The 16,071-nt window shown below is 37.3% G+C and carries 24 protein-coding genes; 9 read left to right on the top strand and 15 right to left on the bottom strand.

Annotation, left to right across the window (positions count from 1 at the left end; translation table 11 throughout):
* Positions 1–34 precede the first annotated feature (34 nt).
* From R3D71_08070 to R3D71_08060, 3 genes are all read left to right on the top strand, one after another.
* Positions 35–1,078, top strand: coding sequence for a glycosyltransferase family 4 protein (locus R3D71_08070; protein ID MEZ5691605.1), 1,044 nt, complete (start codon positions 35–37; stop codon positions 1,076–1,078).
* Between the two features lie 62 nt (positions 1,079–1,140).
* On the top strand, positions 1,141–1,488 hold the full coding sequence (locus R3D71_08065; protein ID MEZ5691604.1) for a hypothetical protein: 348 nt from the start codon (positions 1,141–1,143) through the stop codon (positions 1,486–1,488).
* Positions 1,466–2,218: a hypothetical protein gene (locus R3D71_08060; protein ID MEZ5691603.1), complete on the top strand. Its 753-nt coding sequence runs from the start codon at positions 1,466–1,468 to the stop codon at positions 2,216–2,218. Before R3D71_08065 ends, R3D71_08060 begins: the two co-directional genes overlap by 23 nt.
* Here the strand turns inward: R3D71_08060 and pyrF are convergent.
* The 5 genes from pyrF to R3D71_08035 all read right to left on the bottom strand — a co-directional run bounded on the left by pyrF (position 2,177) and on the right by R3D71_08035 (position 5,123).
* Positions 2,177–2,893 (bottom strand): orotidine-5'-phosphate decarboxylase, encoded by a 717-nt coding sequence (gene pyrF, locus R3D71_08055; GenBank protein ID MEZ5691602.1) that lies wholly within the window; start codon positions 2,891–2,893, stop codon positions 2,177–2,179. The two genes, R3D71_08060 and pyrF, sit on opposite strands and share 42 nt — an antisense overlap.
* Positions 2,862–3,134, bottom strand: coding sequence for a type II toxin-antitoxin system RelE/ParE family toxin (locus R3D71_08050; GenBank protein MEZ5691601.1), 273 nt, complete (start codon positions 3,132–3,134; stop codon positions 2,862–2,864). The genes pyrF and R3D71_08050 overlap by 32 nt, the downstream gene beginning before the upstream one ends.
* Complete coding sequence (locus R3D71_08045) at positions 3,121–3,375, bottom strand: type II toxin-antitoxin system Phd/YefM family antitoxin (protein ID MEZ5691600.1); 255 nt, start codon at positions 3,373–3,375, stop codon at positions 3,121–3,123. The genes R3D71_08050 and R3D71_08045 overlap by 14 nt, the downstream gene beginning before the upstream one ends.
* Positions 3,376–3,443: 68 nt before the next feature.
* Positions 3,444–4,781 (bottom strand): dihydroorotase, encoded by a 1,338-nt coding sequence (locus R3D71_08040; GenBank protein ID MEZ5691599.1) that lies wholly within the window; start codon positions 4,779–4,781, stop codon positions 3,444–3,446.
* 84 nt (positions 4,782–4,865) lie between these two features.
* Positions 4,866–5,123: a hypothetical protein gene (locus tag R3D71_08035; GenBank protein MEZ5691598.1), complete on the bottom strand. Its 258-nt coding sequence runs from the start codon at positions 5,121–5,123 to the stop codon at positions 4,866–4,868.
* Positions 5,124–5,252: 129 nt separating this feature from the next.
* On the opposite strand from R3D71_08035, the gene R3D71_08030 reads away from it, so the two are divergent.
* Complete coding sequence (locus R3D71_08030; GenBank protein ID MEZ5691597.1) at positions 5,253–5,645, top strand: hypothetical protein; 393 nt, start codon at positions 5,253–5,255, stop codon at positions 5,643–5,645.
* Between the two features lie 3 nt (positions 5,646–5,648).
* On the opposite strand, the gene R3D71_08025 is transcribed toward R3D71_08030, so the two are convergent.
* Positions 5,649–6,596 (bottom strand): aspartate carbamoyltransferase catalytic subunit, encoded by a 948-nt coding sequence (locus R3D71_08025; GenBank protein MEZ5691596.1) that lies wholly within the window; start codon positions 6,594–6,596, stop codon positions 5,649–5,651.
* Positions 6,597–6,767: 171 nt separating this feature from the next.
* Here R3D71_08025 and R3D71_08020 point away from each other — a divergent pair, with 171 nt between their 5' ends.
* The 3 genes from R3D71_08020 (at position 6,768) to R3D71_08010 (ending at position 10,599) form a co-directional block, all read left to right on the top strand.
* Entirely contained in the window at positions 6,768–7,883 is a 1,116-nt protein-coding gene (locus R3D71_08020; GenBank protein ID MEZ5691595.1) for a tetratricopeptide repeat protein, read from the top strand.
* 75 nt (positions 7,884–7,958) lie between these two features.
* A complete protein-coding gene (locus tag R3D71_08015) occupies positions 7,959–10,121 on the top strand; it encodes a hypothetical protein (GenBank protein MEZ5691594.1) in 2,163 nt (720 codons plus the stop codon).
* 1 nt (position 10,122) lies between these two features.
* Positions 10,123–10,599 carry a hypothetical protein gene (locus R3D71_08010; protein MEZ5691593.1) on the top strand — a complete coding sequence of 159 codons (477 nt, stop codon included), beginning with the start codon at positions 10,123–10,125 and terminating at the stop codon, positions 10,597–10,599.
* 24 nt (positions 10,600–10,623) lie between these two features.
* Here the strand turns inward: R3D71_08010 and R3D71_08005 are convergent, their stop codons facing one another.
* Entirely contained in the window at positions 10,624–10,923 is a 300-nt protein-coding gene (locus R3D71_08005) for a DUF2312 domain-containing protein (GenBank protein MEZ5691592.1), read from the bottom strand.
* An 86-nt stretch (positions 10,924–11,009) separates the two neighbouring features.
* A complete protein-coding gene (locus tag R3D71_08000) occupies positions 11,010–11,201 on the bottom strand; it encodes a hypothetical protein (GenBank protein ID MEZ5691591.1) in 192 nt (63 codons plus the stop codon).
* Between the two features lie 104 nt (positions 11,202–11,305).
* On the opposite strand from R3D71_08000, the gene R3D71_07995 reads away from it, so the two are divergent.
* Positions 11,306–11,794 (top strand): hypothetical protein, encoded by a 489-nt coding sequence (locus R3D71_07995; GenBank protein ID MEZ5691590.1) that lies wholly within the window; start codon positions 11,306–11,308, stop codon positions 11,792–11,794.
* A 14-nt stretch (positions 11,795–11,808) separates the two neighbouring features.
* On the opposite strand, the gene R3D71_07990 is transcribed toward R3D71_07995, so the two are convergent.
* From R3D71_07990 to R3D71_07960, 7 genes are all read right to left on the bottom strand, one after another.
* The gene (locus tag R3D71_07990) at positions 11,809–12,273 is read right to left on the bottom strand and encodes a hypothetical protein (GenBank protein MEZ5691589.1); all 465 of its coding nucleotides are present in this window, start codon (positions 12,271–12,273) and stop codon (positions 11,809–11,811) included.
* Positions 12,248–12,523 carry a hypothetical protein gene (locus tag R3D71_07985; protein MEZ5691588.1) on the bottom strand — a complete coding sequence of 92 codons (276 nt, stop codon included), beginning with the start codon at positions 12,521–12,523 and terminating at the stop codon, positions 12,248–12,250. Before R3D71_07985 ends, R3D71_07990 begins: the two co-directional genes overlap by 26 nt.
* Before the next feature lie 50 nt (positions 12,524–12,573).
* A complete protein-coding gene (locus R3D71_07980) occupies positions 12,574–12,867 on the bottom strand; it encodes a hypothetical protein (protein ID MEZ5691587.1) in 294 nt (97 codons plus the stop codon).
* A gap of 47 nt (positions 12,868–12,914) precedes the next feature.
* Positions 12,915–13,274 carry a hypothetical protein gene (locus R3D71_07975; protein ID MEZ5691586.1) on the bottom strand — a complete coding sequence of 120 codons (360 nt, stop codon included), beginning with the start codon at positions 13,272–13,274 and terminating at the stop codon, positions 12,915–12,917.
* A 2-nt stretch (positions 13,275–13,276) separates the two neighbouring features.
* Positions 13,277–13,468 (bottom strand): type II toxin-antitoxin system VapB family antitoxin, encoded by a 192-nt coding sequence (locus tag R3D71_07970; GenBank protein MEZ5691585.1) that lies wholly within the window; start codon positions 13,466–13,468, stop codon positions 13,277–13,279.
* Between the two features lie 74 nt (positions 13,469–13,542).
* Entirely contained in the window at positions 13,543–14,898 is a 1,356-nt protein-coding gene (locus R3D71_07965; GenBank protein ID MEZ5691584.1) for a 3-deoxy-7-phosphoheptulonate synthase class II, read from the bottom strand.
* Positions 14,899–14,975: 77 nt separating this feature from the next.
* Positions 14,976–15,248: a CopG family antitoxin gene (locus R3D71_07960; GenBank protein MEZ5691583.1), complete on the bottom strand. Its 273-nt coding sequence runs from the start codon at positions 15,246–15,248 to the stop codon at positions 14,976–14,978.
* A gap of 392 nt (positions 15,249–15,640) precedes the next feature.
* On the opposite strand from R3D71_07960, the gene R3D71_07955 reads away from it, so the two are divergent.
* Positions 15,641–15,994 (top strand): hypothetical protein, encoded by a 354-nt coding sequence (locus tag R3D71_07955; protein ID MEZ5691582.1) that lies wholly within the window; start codon positions 15,641–15,643, stop codon positions 15,992–15,994.
* Positions 15,995–16,071: the final 77 nt, after the last annotated feature.

Below are 16,071 nucleotides of genomic sequence, written 5' to 3'. Positions count from 1 at the left end.
CGTGTAATGTTTACAATATGAGAGGAATTTATACATGCGGATAGTTAATATAATGTTTAGCAAAGGCGGTGGCGGGATAGAAAAAGCTTTTGTTGATTATTGTGAAGGGCTTAAAGAGCTTGGTAATGATGTATTCGCGGTTACTGTTCCATCGGCTATGGTTAATGATGAGTTGATGGAGCTTGGCATTGAGACTCATTCTATAAATAATCTTGGTGAATGGGACATTTTCGCCGCTGGTAGTTTGCGTAAACTAATCACTTCTTTGCAGGCTGATATTGTTATAGCACATGCTAACAGGGCATTTGGTCTTGCTCGTAAGGCGATTAAAGGCAAGATTCCGCTAGTTGGTGTAGTACAGAATTATAATACAAGACGCTACAATGAGGCAGATGGAGTTTTTACCACCACTAGAGATTTAATTAATACTTTGGTCGCGCAAGGGATTGATGAGAATATAATATTCCATATTCCAAATATGATTAAATGTCTTGAGCTACCACATCGTAGTGAGCGAAATAATCCACCGGTGATTGGTACTGTGGGGCGGTTTGTCGCTAAAAAAGGTTTTGATATATATATAGAGTCCTTAAAAATACTAAAGGAGCGTAGTGTGGAATTCAAAGCTGTGCTTGGTGGTAGTGGTGAGGAGGAAATGTCACTTAAGGGTATGGCGGATAGGGCAGGTCTTGATGATGAGTTGGAATTTATCGGTTGGGTAAAAGATAAAAAAGATTTTTATAATAATATAGATATTTTTTGTTTACCGTCGCTGCATGAGCCATTTGGTATTGTCCTTCTGGAAGCGTTCAATTATGGAGTACCAGTGGTGGCGACTGATTCGGAGGGACCTCGTGATATTATTACCGCTGGAACGGACGCGCTTATTGTAGAAAAGGGAAGCGCCGAGCAGCTCGCGGACTCTGTTGAGATATTAATAAACGATGTATCTAAAGCTAATGATCTAGCGGCGAACGCTTTTGCCAAAACCAGAATAAAATATTCTCAAAAAGTGGTTTGTAAGCAGATAGAGAAGGCTTTGGAGAGGATTATAGAGGGAAATAATTCAAAAATATAACCTAAAAACGGCAAATTATTTATAAACATTTACTTTTTGTGTGGATAATCTATAATGCTGGTATGGGTAATGACTTAGGTAAATATATTTCTATAAAGACTGTTGATGCGCTTCAATTGGAGTATTCTGAGGAAGAGTTTAGGAATAACACTTATTTGTTTGGAGATTCCTATATTCTGCCGAGAACAGAGGGAGAGTGGCAGGCGCAAAGTAATGCTCATAAGCTTGATCCAGTAAATAATAAAGAACCGTATTTGTCGTGGGAAGATATTAAGAAAATCTGGGATAAGGTCAATTCAATAGTTGCAGGTTTTAATAATTTACTTCCTGATGACAAGGAGGTTCCTCCTGTAAATAATGTAGTAATATCAAACTCTAGAGATAAAAATGCAGCATATGGTAGCATTTAGCAATGCAAATGCTGGAACATATTTAAGAGTAACTACCGGATTTATAGAACAACACTCCGTAGATTCTCAAGAATTTGCAGGTGTTGTAAAGCATGAAATAGGTCACTCCTATGATTATGTAAATAATGGCAATAAAGAGGTTGTTTATAATTTTCGACAGCATATGAAGGATAAAAACCCAAAGCTCTATAATGCTCTAGATAATATTCTAGCAAAATATAATGTTAGTGATGATGAATTTAATGAAGCAGCAACTAGAGAACACCCCATATTATATATTATTAATGATTTAGAACTGTCAGCGGAAGAAAAAAAAGAGATTATGGGTTTATGGAACCCTAGTAAGAATATTATATCCTATCTTTTTTCAAGTAATGAGAAAAACTTTAGAGAGGAATTTTTTATAATTAAAGAAAAAATTAGTAAAATAAAAGGTGCGATTAATCATCAGAAAGAATTTAGAGCTGATATGTATGCCGTGATACTGGAATCCGTGTCTGGTGATCCTAGTCTATCAAATACTTTAAATAATATTAAAAATAAGTATATGGAAGAACATTCTCACAGTCATCCTAATACACTGTACCGTATAGATTTTATGGATAAGATTATGGATCTGTATAGTAGTGGCAATATAGCTGTTGAAGAGTTAATGAATCTGCCTACACCATCTGTCCCAATGAAAGTGCTACAATTCCCTGATCAGATCAAAGAGCCCGCTCGCCATTGACGCTGGGTTTTCCGCTTGCGTGATTGGTCTTCCTATCACTAAATAATCCGCGCCTTTTTCTATAGCTTCTTTTGGTGTCATGACTCTTTTTTGGTCTCCGTTCTCGCTTCCTTCAGGGCGAATAGCTGGTACTATTAGTTTGAAACTATCACCACACTGTTTGCGGAGTATTTCTATTTCATGTGGTGAGCAAACAACGCCGTCTAGTCCGCTTTCTTGTGCTAGACTCGCCAATTTTTTTACTTGTTCTGATACGCTATGGCTAATTCCTATATCCTCTATATCAGTGTTTCCCATACTGGTCAGGATAGTAACGCCGATAGTCATGGGCTTATGCTCAAGTTCTTTTGCTGCTTGTGACGCCGCTTTCATCATTTCTTTACCGCCGAGCGTATGTACCGTCAGCATAAAGCAATTTATATCTTTTGTCGCTCTTATCGCTCCTGCTACCGTGTTTGGTATATCATGGAATTTAAGATCTAAAAATAACGGTTTGTCACCTATGATTTGCCGAACACCAGTAGCGCCATTAGCGGTGAAAAACTCAAGTCCCAGCTTAATTGTCCCAACATGTGGAGAAATATTTTCCACAAGCTGCTTCGCTTTATTAATATCAGTAGTATCAACAGCACAAATTATTGGGTTATAATCTTTTGAGTTTTTTATAGACTTCATCATCGTTTCTTTTTCCAATAAGTATTATGTACAAAATGTCTTCCGTATATCTATAGATAATACGATATTCGCCGCTATCCGTGCGTAAATAGACATTATCATAGCCTTGTAGTTGCTTAGAATCCTGTAGTTTTGGATTGGTTTGTAATTGATATATTTTTGTAAGTATTTGCCTTGCGTGCTTATTAGGAATTTTTGCTATAAATTTTTTAGCCTTAGGGTATATATCAATCTTTAGCATTCATAATGCTTTCAAAGAATCTTGTCGTTTCCTCTACTCCTATTGGTGATTCCTTTTCCGCTTCTTTCGCCTTTTCACCCCATAACCTGTCAGAAAGGGCTTCTAACATTTTATAATCTTCGGCAGAAAGCATAACAACTGAGTTACGACCAGAACGCTGAATCATGACCGGTTCACGCAGAGCGGCATCCATAATCTCACCGAAATGGTTCTTAGCGTTGGTTGCTGATTCTGTACGCATAGACTGTCTTTCATATAATTGTTTAATATATACATATTAGACTATTTAGCTAATTTAGTCAATAATATTTACTCCAAGCTAAAAACAGTATCTCCACCAATGATGGTGCGTATGGCACGTCCTTTTACCTTCCAGTCGTCAAATGGTGAGTTGAGTGATTTGCTTACAAAGCTTTTTGGGTCAACTTGCCACTCCATGTCAAGATCAATCAAAGTTAAATCAGCGCGTCCGCCTTTACGTATTCTTCCGGCATCTATACCTACTATGTTAGATGGTTTATAGGTCATTGCCGCCAGCACATCACGCAGCGGCATAATTCCTTTGTGGTAAAGAGCAAGTGAAAGAGGTAGAAAAGTCTCAAGACCTACGATACCGAAAGCTGCTGCTGATAGCGGTACACGCTTGCTTTCTTGATCGTGTGGGGCGTGGTCGGTGGCAATTGCATCAATAGTGCCATCACGCAGCCCTTCAATTACGGCGGCACGATCTTTTTCCGCTCTGAGCGGCGGGTTCATTTTGCTGAAGGTACGATATTCAAGAACTGCCTCATCGGTTAGAACAAAATGGTGAGGAGCTGCTTCGGCGGTAACTTTAAGTCCTTTGGCTTTGGCGCGGCGCACCGCGTCAATTGCCTCAGCGGTAGAGATATGCATCACATGATATTGTCCGCCAGTCAGTTCGGTGAGAATTATATCACGTTCTACTATCACCGCCTCAGAAGCGTTAGGGATTCCGGCAACACCAAGTTTTGTTGAGATTTTCCCCTCATTCATGCAGCCGCCACACGACAGGTTGCAATCCTCAGCGTGCTGAGAGATTGGCATACCGAGCTCACGTGAGTAGGTTAGAGCTTTACGCATAACACCGGCGTTCATGACCGGCAGCCCATCATCGGTAAAACCTACGGCTCCGGCTTCTTTTAATAATCCCATCTCGGTGATTTCATCGCCTTTCATACCTTTGCTGATGGAAGCGTAAGTGCGGACATTTACATAAGCCGTTTCTCTTGCTCGTTTATGGATGAAGGCGACTATGGAAATATCATCAATTACTGGCTTGGTGTTAGGCATACAGGCGACTGTGGTGACACCTCCGGCGGCAGCTGATCTGCTTCCGGTTTCAATAGTTTCTTTATATTCCTGACCCGGTTCACGGAAATGGACATGAATGTCAACTAATCCCGGTGAAAGCAGATGACCACCGCAGTCTATTACCTTAATCCCTTCTGGTACACCATCATTAAATAAACTCTCACCAAAATCAGCAATCTTATCACCAATGGTAAGCAGATTGCCTTTGGTATCAAGCCCTGATTCCGCGTCAAATAGGCGGGCGTTAATATAAACGATTTTCTGGTTCTCATCATTCTTATGAGTTGGCATGGTGAAGGTTTGTTTTAAGGCCATATATTGTTCTCTATATTTGAGTTTAAGACATCCACTTGCTCTTGGGATAATACCAGCGCTTAATGGAATTTATATTAGAGCGCGCTATTCATCAACCCGAAAGCCATGTTCTTTTAGAGTTTCTGGTGGTATTATATCGCCAAAGCCGCTGCTCAGGATTGTTCCGTAATCAGTAAGGCACAAATTACCATTCTTAATTATTCTTGAAAAAATAACTTCCTTTTCAGGAAAAACTTTAACCAGCCACCAAGCGTCACGTTTGCTTTCTGAATCAACTCCCATAATACGATAAAGATATTTATCTTCATTACTTACTTTCGAGGTGAATTTTTTGCTATCCATATGTTAAATATAATTAATTTTGTTTATAAGACATTATTGATTAAATATTTTTAATGTATTATTATGTCCGTCAGATAATCTAATAATAAGAGTAATAAAAGTAAATAGTAAAATTGAAAGGTCAATCATATGGCAAAAGAACTCACTCCTCTTGAGCAGTTAACTAAAAATGTAATAGATGAAATAGAAAATCCAAGTAACCATACTGCTCGTCGGGTGGCTGGTCAGAAAACCTTTAGAATGGATAGCTCTGTTGAGCAAGCGCTGAAAACTATTGTAAAAAAGGCAGTTAGTGGAGAAAAGGGGGGTAAGACACAATTAGATAAAATAGAGGCAGCTCTAAGTGGACTTAGAGAAGATGGTGATGATAACAATCTGCAATATGCTAACCATGTTGAGGGAATGATTAAGACTATGAAGGAAAAAAATAATAGTTTGAAACCAAGTAATGCTATGGAAGGAGCAAAACACTCCGTAAGTGAGCAGCGATTATCCAATAGAGAAGAATCATATTTGACGTAAAAATTAGTTGCTGGCTAATACCTCCAGCACAGCCTGTCTGATGGCGACTCCGGTTTCCACTTGTTCTAATATTACGCTGCGGTTAATGTCGTCAGCAAGACCTGTGTCTATTTCCACACCTCTATTTATTGGTCCGGGGTGCATGATAAGAGCGTCTTCTTTAGCGTAAGAGAGTTTGTTCTCATCCAGACCATAAAGATGGAAAAACTCACGAATGCTGGGAATGAAGTTGCCGGACATCCTCTCCATCTGCAAGCGTAACATCATAATTATATCGCAACCTTTAAGACCTTCGCGCATATCATAAAATACTTCTACCCCCATTGATTCAGGAAAGGGTGGCATTAGGGTAGGTGGGGCTATTATGCGTACTTTAGCGCCTAATAAATTAAGTAGTCTTATATTGGAACGAGCAACGCGACTATGCAATATATCGCCACAGATAGCGACGTTAAGCCCATCCAATTTTCCTTTACGGCGATATATGGTAAGAGCGTCCAGCAGAGCTTGCGTTGGATGTTCATTGCAGCCATCGCCAGCGTTTATAACCGAGCATTTTACCTTTTCGGCAAGAAGGTGAACCGCACCGCTGTCAGGATGGCGTACAGCGATAAAATCAGGGTGCATAGCGTTGAGAGTCATCGCCGTATCAATTAGTGTTTCACCTTTCTTGGTGGCGGAGGTGGCGACTGACATATTTATTACGTCTGCTCCTAGTCTTTTTCCGGCAAGCTCAAACGAGGTGCGGGTGCGGGTGGAATTCTCAAAGAACAAGTTTATAAGAGTACGTCCTTTTAGGATGGCGTGTTTTTTATCAGGATTACGATTTTTTTCTATATAGCTTTTTGCTATTTCCATTATCGTGTAAATATCACTACGGGACAGACCGTCTATTCCAAGCAAATGTTTATGAGGAAATTTGTCAGAGTTTTTTTCAGAGTTGTCTGTCATACGTCACTTATTTGTAGCATAGTTAATAAATATTACAAATAATAATAAATATCATTTCAGCTTATAGCAAATGTAAAATTACTTGTAATTATATGATTTAAGGGTAACCTGATAAAACTTATCCGCTAATCAATATGATGTGCGAAATGGTGTGTAAAGAGGGGGTGTAAAGTGCGTATTGCGAGTTTTTTGGCGTTAATTTTTCTGGTTTCCTCATGTGATTATCACGGTGGGGCATTGCCTGTTGATGGTAAGAAAGTACTAGAAGATCTTGAGGGTCCAAAAATAAAGAATATAAAAGAAGTAAGGATGGATAGCGCACAACAAGCCAAAGAAAGAGGCGATTATGTTATGGCTTACCAGCTTTATCAGCAAATATTAGAGAAAGAACCGAATAATTTGGAGATAACAGAGTTGTTCGCTGACAGTAAGCGTCGCGCCGGTGAGTATGATGACTCTATATCGGTATATGATAGTATTTTAGCAAAAGATTCCGGTAATCTTGAGGCTATGGAAGGGAAATCTCTTGCTTTAATCGCTAAAGGTGATTTTGAGACACCGACATCTATACTTGATAAAGTGATTAAAAAAGATCCAACAAGATGGAAATCACTGAACGCTATGGGTATTCTTTTTGTGACAAGGGAGCTTTATCCGGAGTCAGTTGAGTATTTTGAGAGTGCTCTTAAACAGAGTCCGAATAATATATCAATCATGAATAATCTTGGGTTGTCTTACGCTCTGAATAAGAATTATAAAAAATCATTAGATTATTTAACAAAAGCATCTTCTATAAGCTCAATAGGTAGTATGCAGCGTAAAAGGATAGATCTTAATATGGCGCTTGTATATGCTGGTATGGGTAATTTAGAGGAAGCAAAAGCGATAGCCGAGAGTTATCTTAGCGGACCTTTGTTAAATAATAATTTAGGTCTTTACGCGCATTTGGCTAAGGACGATGAGTTAGCAAAGTCATACTTGAATATGGCGCTTACTGAAAGCAAAGTTTATTACTCAAAAGCGTGGGAGAATCTTGATACTATAAAATCTTTGCAATATGAGAGAGATGATAAAAGTAGTGACGGAAAATCAAAGACAATAAAACTAAAAGATAATGAAAATAAGGTTGAAAAGAAAATTAGTGGTACCACGAAAAAATTAGATGATAGAGTTATGAAAGATTCCACGAGTAAAGCTAAAGTTATAACTCCTGATTCGTTGAACAATGATGAAGACAAGGAAGTCACTATTGATAGTGTATTAGGTGATATAATAAGTGATAAATAAAAATTTAACTGTATTTTTGTACTGATATTTTTATTCATAATTAATTATATGTAAAAAGCCAGTTAGGTTAAAATTATGGCGCAAGACTTGGTGACACAAGGTGAAAATAGGTCAGATGATGTTGACGATAATGAATTAGAGGAAAACCTAAAAAAAACCATAAATGGGTTCTTACGAGGATATGGAACAGGTGATGATCATGATAAGTCCTCAAGGGTGGACATACTTGAAAATACTTTCAAGATTGACTTGAACCTTCCTCTTGCTGATTTTAGTTTTGAATCAGCAAAAGCTTATGGCGCCACTAACATAAAAACAGATGAAAGTGATTATTTCGCTTTAGTCTGTGAGCCAGATTCCATTCCAAGAACTGATATAGCTTTTCCTCTTATCAATTCACCACACAACAATATAACTGTATTGGTTTCTCATGGTATAGTAGAACTTTCCAGAACTGGTGATGAGAGAATGGTTTTTTTGTACAGAAAACCAAAGGGAACGAAATTATCAAAGCTTATTTCCGCTTCTAAATCTCCGCCGAGCGTTGACTTTATATGTAGCTATATAATTTATCCGTTGGCCGCAGCCATAGAGCACCTAAATAGTAATATAGGAGTTACTCATGGCTTGATAAATTGTGATAATATTTATTTTGATACTTCTGAGAATACGGTTGGGGCTGTACTTGGTCCTTGCATAACCGAAAGTAGTGGCTTGTCACAGCCATTTTATTATGAGTCAATTGAACGCATGCAAGCTCTTCCGGCAGGAAAGGGCAATGGTAGTGGAGCACAAGATTACTATGCTTTAGCGGTTGTCGTTTTACATATAATTTATGGGATGAATCATTTTGATGGTCTTACTAAAGAACAATTAATAAGAAATATTCTGAAGGCTGGAGCTTTTGACGCTCTTGCTAGAAATAAGGATATGAATGAGATATTCTACGATTTTTTTCGAGGGATGCTTAGTTACAGTACCCATGATCGTTGGAATTATCGTTATCTTAAAGCTTGGCTTGATGGCAAACGTTATAATGTAATGCCTACTCCTCCTCCGCATGAGGCTATAAGACCATTTGATTTTGAAGATGGTCATGCTTACACCCGTAAAGAGGTAGCTCATTTGTTTTTTAGGCACTGGAAATCGGTGCCGGAGGTTTTTATAGACGGTACCCTTTCTAGTTGGGTAGTTATATCGTTACGCAATAAGGAACTGAATGAGTACCTAAATAGTGTAAGTAAGATAATAATAGGTAATAATCGCAATAAGGACTCTTATATAGATGAGCATATAATGAGGGTTATCTCGGTTTTTGACCCGTTTGGTCCGGTAAGACTCAAGAATCTTTCATTTCATATGGATGGAATAAATTCGTTATTGGCAAACTCGGTACTCAAAGGAGTGGAGAGTGACCAAAATTTGATTATGAAGTTTATTGAACTTAGCATGTTTAATTTCATAGTTGATCAGAAGAATAAATATATAGACAAATATGAAGAGAATGAAAAATATTCAATAGATACCGCTGTAACACGTTTGGAAAAATTGCGTGGAATAATAAGAAATAATGGTCTTGGATTTGGAGTAGAGAGAATTTTTTATGATCTCAACCCAAGAACAAAATGTATAAGTCCTTTGCTTAAAGGAAAATATGTATCAACTCTTCCTATCTTGCTTAGAACTTTGGATAGAATGGCTCCTCAATTGTATAACAATAGTGATCCCATAGATAGGCATATAGCAGCTTTTGTGGCTAGCCATCTTTCAATACAACATGAATTGCATATAACTTCCCTTGATGACCAACCGTCACTTGCTAAAAGTAATGTTATGATAGCTCTTAAGATGATGGCACTCGCTCAGCATAGAGCAAGGATTAATCATTTACCGGGTCTTACTAACTGGTTCGCGATAAGGATACTACCTTTGCTTGATGTGATACGTAGTCGTACTCTAAAGCGTAAATTAGTGGTGATGTTGGCAAATGCCGCTCGTAGTGGCAGTTTGCAAAAAATGGAAGAGGTTCTTATTAGCTCTGGTTACGCGCATGCTGAGTCTGTAGCTTTTGAACAGGCGGTCAGGACTTTTAAGAAAAACGCGGCGGATATTGAGTATTACACTAAAAAGGAAATGATCGGTATACATAGCAAACAATTAGGCGCGAAAATGGCGCATTACGTGGCGATAGCGGCTCTTATCATAAGTTTTATAATATCGATAAGAGGGGGAATCTAATATGTTTTTAATAAAAATTGGACAAAAACTGATCTTGCCTTTGATGATAATAGTTACGATATTGCTTATCCTTATACTTAAGCTTGGTTTTATATTTTTTCTGATAGCTATGTTGCCATCTATAGCGGCATATTTCATGGATAACGAAAGAGATCGTATAACTTTTCGTACCATATTTGGTTGTAATTTGGCGGCGACACTCCCGACAATAACGCCGATGTTTATAGAAGGAATGAAACTCAAAAATTATGATGTTAGCTCGGTTATAGCTAGTCCGGGTGTTTGGCTGTTTATTTATGCGGCTTCAGCTATAGGTTGGCTTATGATTCATTTTGGAGGGCAGATAGCACGCTCTATTCTTGAAATACAATATAAATTGCGTACCGCGTATCTTGAGAATTATCAGGAGAGAATTCTTAAAGAATGGGGAGATGAGGTCAGACAGATCCCCCCTAAAAAAATCGAGCAGAAAAAATAATATTCCCAAGAATTTGAAGTGACCTTACGCCGCTTCCATTTCCTCTTCGCTATCCGCCTCATCAAGTTCCGGTAACATGCCAAGCGCGCGCAGATAGGTGTCAAGTACGGTTTCTTCTTCCTCACGTTCTTGAGCGTCCATTTTGCGGATTCTGATTATTTTACGAATAGCTTTTACGTCAAAGCCATTACCTTTGGCCTCAGCGAATACATCTTTAATATCATCGGCTATTGCCGCTTTTTCCTCTTCCAGTTTTTCAATACGAGCGATAACGCTTCTTAATTGATCAACCGCTACTCCACCGACTCTTGTTGATTTTGTCATATTATTTCTCCTTTATTTGACCGTATTCATGCTACTATATTTAATATATAATATTATTGAGGCAACTGGTATTGTATTTTTGTAAATCATTTCCAGCTTATGTCAAATTCTGATGCGATGTTTCGTAATTTTTTATCATTTGTCCAGATATGAGTTTCTGTAATAATCGCTGACGCGAGCAGGTGAGTATCTATATAACCAATGCCTCGTCCGAATAATTTGTTTTTCTCAATAAAGTTCGCGACTTCGGAGTCTTCGGCGTGTATAGCTTTAGGCAAATCATTAAGATGCTCTAAAATAACATTGCGTCTCTTGAAGTTGCCTAATGAAAGCTCTCCAATAATAAAATTATGAGATAAGACCTGACACTCATTATAAGAATATGCTAAAATATGAAGGGGCGGAAGCAGCGCAGAAGGAGTTTGATAAACCTGCTCTGGAAATTGCCGAAGCATTACTTGATTATGGAGTAAAGCGACGTGCTAACATTATTTATATTCAGAGTTTTTCCTTTGATAGGACAAAGCAATTTTTGGAAAAAGTGAAAGGGAAGGGCTATGACATGAAAGCCTTTCATGGGGTTTTTACTGATGCTGATAATATTGCGCAAAGACTTAAAAAACGTGAGGCTGAAACAAGCAGGCATTTTCCATTAGACGAAGCCTTAGAGAGGACGGCAAAATTTGTAGATAATTGGCGTGGATGTAAAGATTTATTTTCTGAGTCTAATTTGTGGAAAAATAGTAATGGAGATGAGTCTAAGCTCGTTTATCAACAAAATGGTGGTAAGGGTAAGGTTTATGATAATAGCTCCTATCAATATTTTATCAATATTCCGAGGGAAGGTTTGGGGGAAGGTAAGTTTTTATAGATTATAGTAGTTTTCTAATTGTAGTTCACTACAAATTCTTCGTAATGGAAATAAGCCATAACCCACTCTTCATCTAACGGAAAAATTACTATATCGTCAGATGATGGGTAGCAGAAACTATCCCAGTATTTATAAAATGTATTGTATGTAGTGACAAGGGCAGTTTTGTTATCGTATGATAATATGATTTCTGAATTTTCAAAAAGAGAATGCAAAATACTGCCTATCTTTAATGGATCGCTTGCATCAGTTTTTATAAGTTTTGTTTTAGAAAAGTTTTTTGAAGATAGTGTTTTTCCATCAATAAATTTTTTACTGTATTCATGAATTTCTTCTGCTTTACTTGTTGGAAGAGGCTTTATAGTGCTTAAGTGATTTTTGGGTAAGATGTCAAAATTATTATCAGTAAATCTGTATGATAAAGAAAAATTTTCTAACTTTATGTAATCACTATCATTGATAAATAAACTTTTTGTCATAATTATATTCTAGTAAAGCTTCTTTTATTTCTTTTCTTTGGTTTTTTGAGAATGGCGATCCCACGTAAATGGCATTGCCATTTTTAGAATAAACAACCTTCCAGTTGTCTTTTTTATCCTTAAAGCTTTTGTCCCAGTCTATTTCATTAAAGCGGATAGTGCATCTTGGTTGAGTTCTTTTTATAAAATGGATAAATTTTTTCCTATTAAAGAAGATTTTTAATAGTTTTGGAAGTTTTTTATCATCCATAATCTTTAGTGTAGAACGACCTTTGTACATCTTTCTAGGTGTATTATCGTTTATAGTATTATGATTTCTACTTTTTTACCAGTGATTGATTTATTATCTAGCTGTATTTCGTAGTTTTTATAAAAGCTAACATTTTTAAGGTACGTAGTAATCAATAGCTTTATCATAACAATAACAATAGCCATTTTGAATAAAGATATATCATTGGAGCTACTTATGTATTTATCTAAATTGTATTTTTCAATTATAAGGAAAGCTACAGCAGTTGCAATTACAGATGAAAGTTCTCTGAAATAATAATTTACTGTAGAGCTATATGGTTTAAATGTTTTTGTTGTTTGCATAGATAATTTTGCTACAAAAATTTATGTTGTACAGTTGTTTTCATAAATTATTTCCAGCTTATGTCAAATTCTGATGTGATGTTTCGTAATTTTTTATCATTTGTCCAGATATGAGTTTCTGTAATAATCGCTGATGCGAGTAGGTGAGCGTCTATATAACCAATGCCTCGTCCAAATAGTTTATTTTTCTTAATAAAGTTCGCAACTTCAGAGTCTTCAGCGTGTATAGCTTTAGGAAAATCATTAAGATACTCTAAAATAGCATTACGCTTTTTGAAATTACCTAAAGAAAGTTCTCCTATAATAAAATTATGAGATAAGACTTGACACTCATTTAAGAGTGATTGTAACTCATTATTAGAAGAACGGAAATGATCAATCCAGACAGAGGTGTCAACTAGAACCATCTCTATTTGCTTTTGCGGCGTTTTACAGGTTTTACCTGATGCTCGCTTCCTCCGAGCAAGGCTAGTCTGCGAGCTGACTCACGAGCGATAAGCGCTGAAATAGCTTCATTTACTAATGTGGATTTTTCTTTTATACCAGTAAGTTTTTGTGCCTTATCTACAAGCTTGTCATTAAAATTAATAGTAGTTCTCATAGTTACATCTCCCTAAAGACAACACCAATAATAGCATCATTTGATGATATATTCAATGCTTAGCTGTATTTTCATTACCTACTCTGCTTTTTAATAGTCTCGGAGATTAAAAACGCTAGCTCCAACGCTTGTGAGGCATTAAGGCGTGGGTCACAATGTGTGTGGTAGCGGTCAGAAAGATTTAGTTCTGAAATAGCTTGCGCGCCGCCAAGACATTCGGTTACGTCTTGCCCGGTCATCTCAAAATGTACACCGCCAGCTATCGTACCCTCTGCTTTGTGGATATTAAAGAAATGACGGACTTCGGTAAGTATGTCAGTGAATTTACGGGTTTTATAGCCATTTGGTGATTTTATAGTATTGCCATGCATAGGATCACACGACCATATTACGGTTTTACCTGCTTCTTTTACCGCTCGCACCAGTGGTGGTAGAAAATCGTTTATCTTACCCGCTCCCATCCGGCTGATAAGAGTAAGTCTTCCAGCTTCATTATCGGGATTTAATATGTCAATTACCTTAAGTAAATCATCTACGGTAATTGATGGTCCTACCTTCATACCTATCGGGTTAGCGATACCTCTTAGGAATTCCACATGTGCTTCATCTGGTGAACGAGTGCGATCGCCTATCCACAGCATATGAGCGGAGCAAGCGTACCATTTCTCATCAGACTTATCAAAGCGGGTAAGGGCGGACTCGTAGCCAAGAAGCAGCCCTTCATGAGAGGTGAAAAAACTTGCTTCAGAAAATTCCTCAACTTCATCAAGCGGCAAGCCACAGGCCTGAATAAAATTTACACATTCATTGATACGACTCACCAATTCCTCAAAGCGACTACCTTGATTTGATGAGTTGATAAATTCATTATTCCAGCGGTTTATCTGATTAAGTGAGGCGTAACCACCACGCGCGAGACTGCGTAAGAAATTAAGAGTCGCCGCTCCTTGATGGTAAGCCCGTATCAGGCGGTCTGGGTCGGCTCTTCGTCCTTTTTCATCAAACTCCATAGAGTTTACCATGTCGCCCCGATAGCTTGGCAGTTCTTTGCCATCTATGGTTTCCATGTTGGCGGAGCGTGGTTTGGAGAATTGTCCGGCTATACGACCGACTTTTACTACGGGATGCGCGGAGCCATACATAAGAGCCATAGTCATCTGGAGCATTACCCGAAAATAATCCCGCAGGTTTCTTTCATTGAATTCGGCGAAACTTTCCGCGCAATCACCGCCTTGTAAAAGAAATGCTTTTCCTATAGCTACCTGTGATAGTTCTTTCTTTAAGGCACGGATTTCAGAAGGTGAGGTAAGGGGAGGAAAACTAGCAAGAGCTTCCTCTACGTCAGATAAATGTTGTGAATTGCCGTATTTAGGTTGCTGTTTTATTGGTAGTTTGCGCCAGCTATCCGGTGTCCATTTGCTATTATTCATGTTTTACTTTTTAGATTAATGTTAGAAATATTGTTATGCAACCACATTGTCGCAATATATGTTTAATTTACACTTTACTACATTAAGCGTCCACTTACAAATTTATGCAAAACGCTCGCAATTAAAGTTTGATAGGGAATTCCTTCTTCTGCGGCTCTGATTTTTATTCCCTCTAAATCTGACTCTGAGATGCGTATGTTGATACGCGCGTCTTTTTTTAGATAATTACTTGCCGCTTTCTCCATAGTTTTTTTTAGTTTCGCCGATTTTGACGTGGATACAAAATCATTGTTATTATACGACTTCACGATTTTTTCCTCTTCATCATCAATAAAGTTCTTTTTAGGCATTTTTCTCTCCTTTTTTGTAACTCTTATTTGCTTTTCTGCTGGGATATATTGTTTTTAGAAAAATTTTATTTCCAGTTATAACGCATGGAACGATGTAAATATATTCATCAGCATTAATTTCAATTATATGCTGATTTGGATATTGTTTTTGGTTATGGTGCGATTTCACAGAGAGAATTTTACCAGATTCTATCAATAGGATTATATGCTCAAAACTAATACCCCTATTATGTTTAAGCATGTTGTTTTTTTGTGCGTTGAATTCAAAATAGAAATTATCCGACATATGTTTTGTTATGTACAATGTATGCTTTATGCCAATTATATTAAGCTATTAATCAAATAATTGCAATGTAATGTTTTTGTGTTATCTTAGTCTATGGGTGTGTAGTATGCAGCAAGCCATTTTGATGTGTTGTGGTTATAAAAATATGAATTACGATAATTTTATTTATTTCATAGGAACTTGGAAATATAGTCCGCCATGGGATGGATCTGATGATTTTATGTCTGAATATGAGATTAGTGGTTCTTTTGATGACCCTGTTGTAAAAGCAAAAGATCTTTATGATGGAGAAGAATTTATTATCTCAAATATAAAGTGGGATGGTTTTATTTTAGAGTTTGAATCATTAATGAAATCTACTGGAAGAAAAGGAATAAATAAGCTGACCTTGGATCATGAAGGTCAGCTGAATAACGAATTTACATTCACAGAATCGAATAAATTGACAAAAACAATGTAAGATATGAGATTACCCAAGGATTGTTGTGCTACTTTTTGATGGATATGGATCTACGGTTAGGTACTAAGTCATTCCTG

The organism is Rickettsiales bacterium (assembly GCA_041396965.1).
GTDB lineage: Bacteria > Pseudomonadota > Alphaproteobacteria > Rickettsiales > SXRF01 > SXRF01.
Note: the sequence above shows the minus strand (reverse complement) of the source record. Positions and strands in the feature narration are given on the sequence as shown.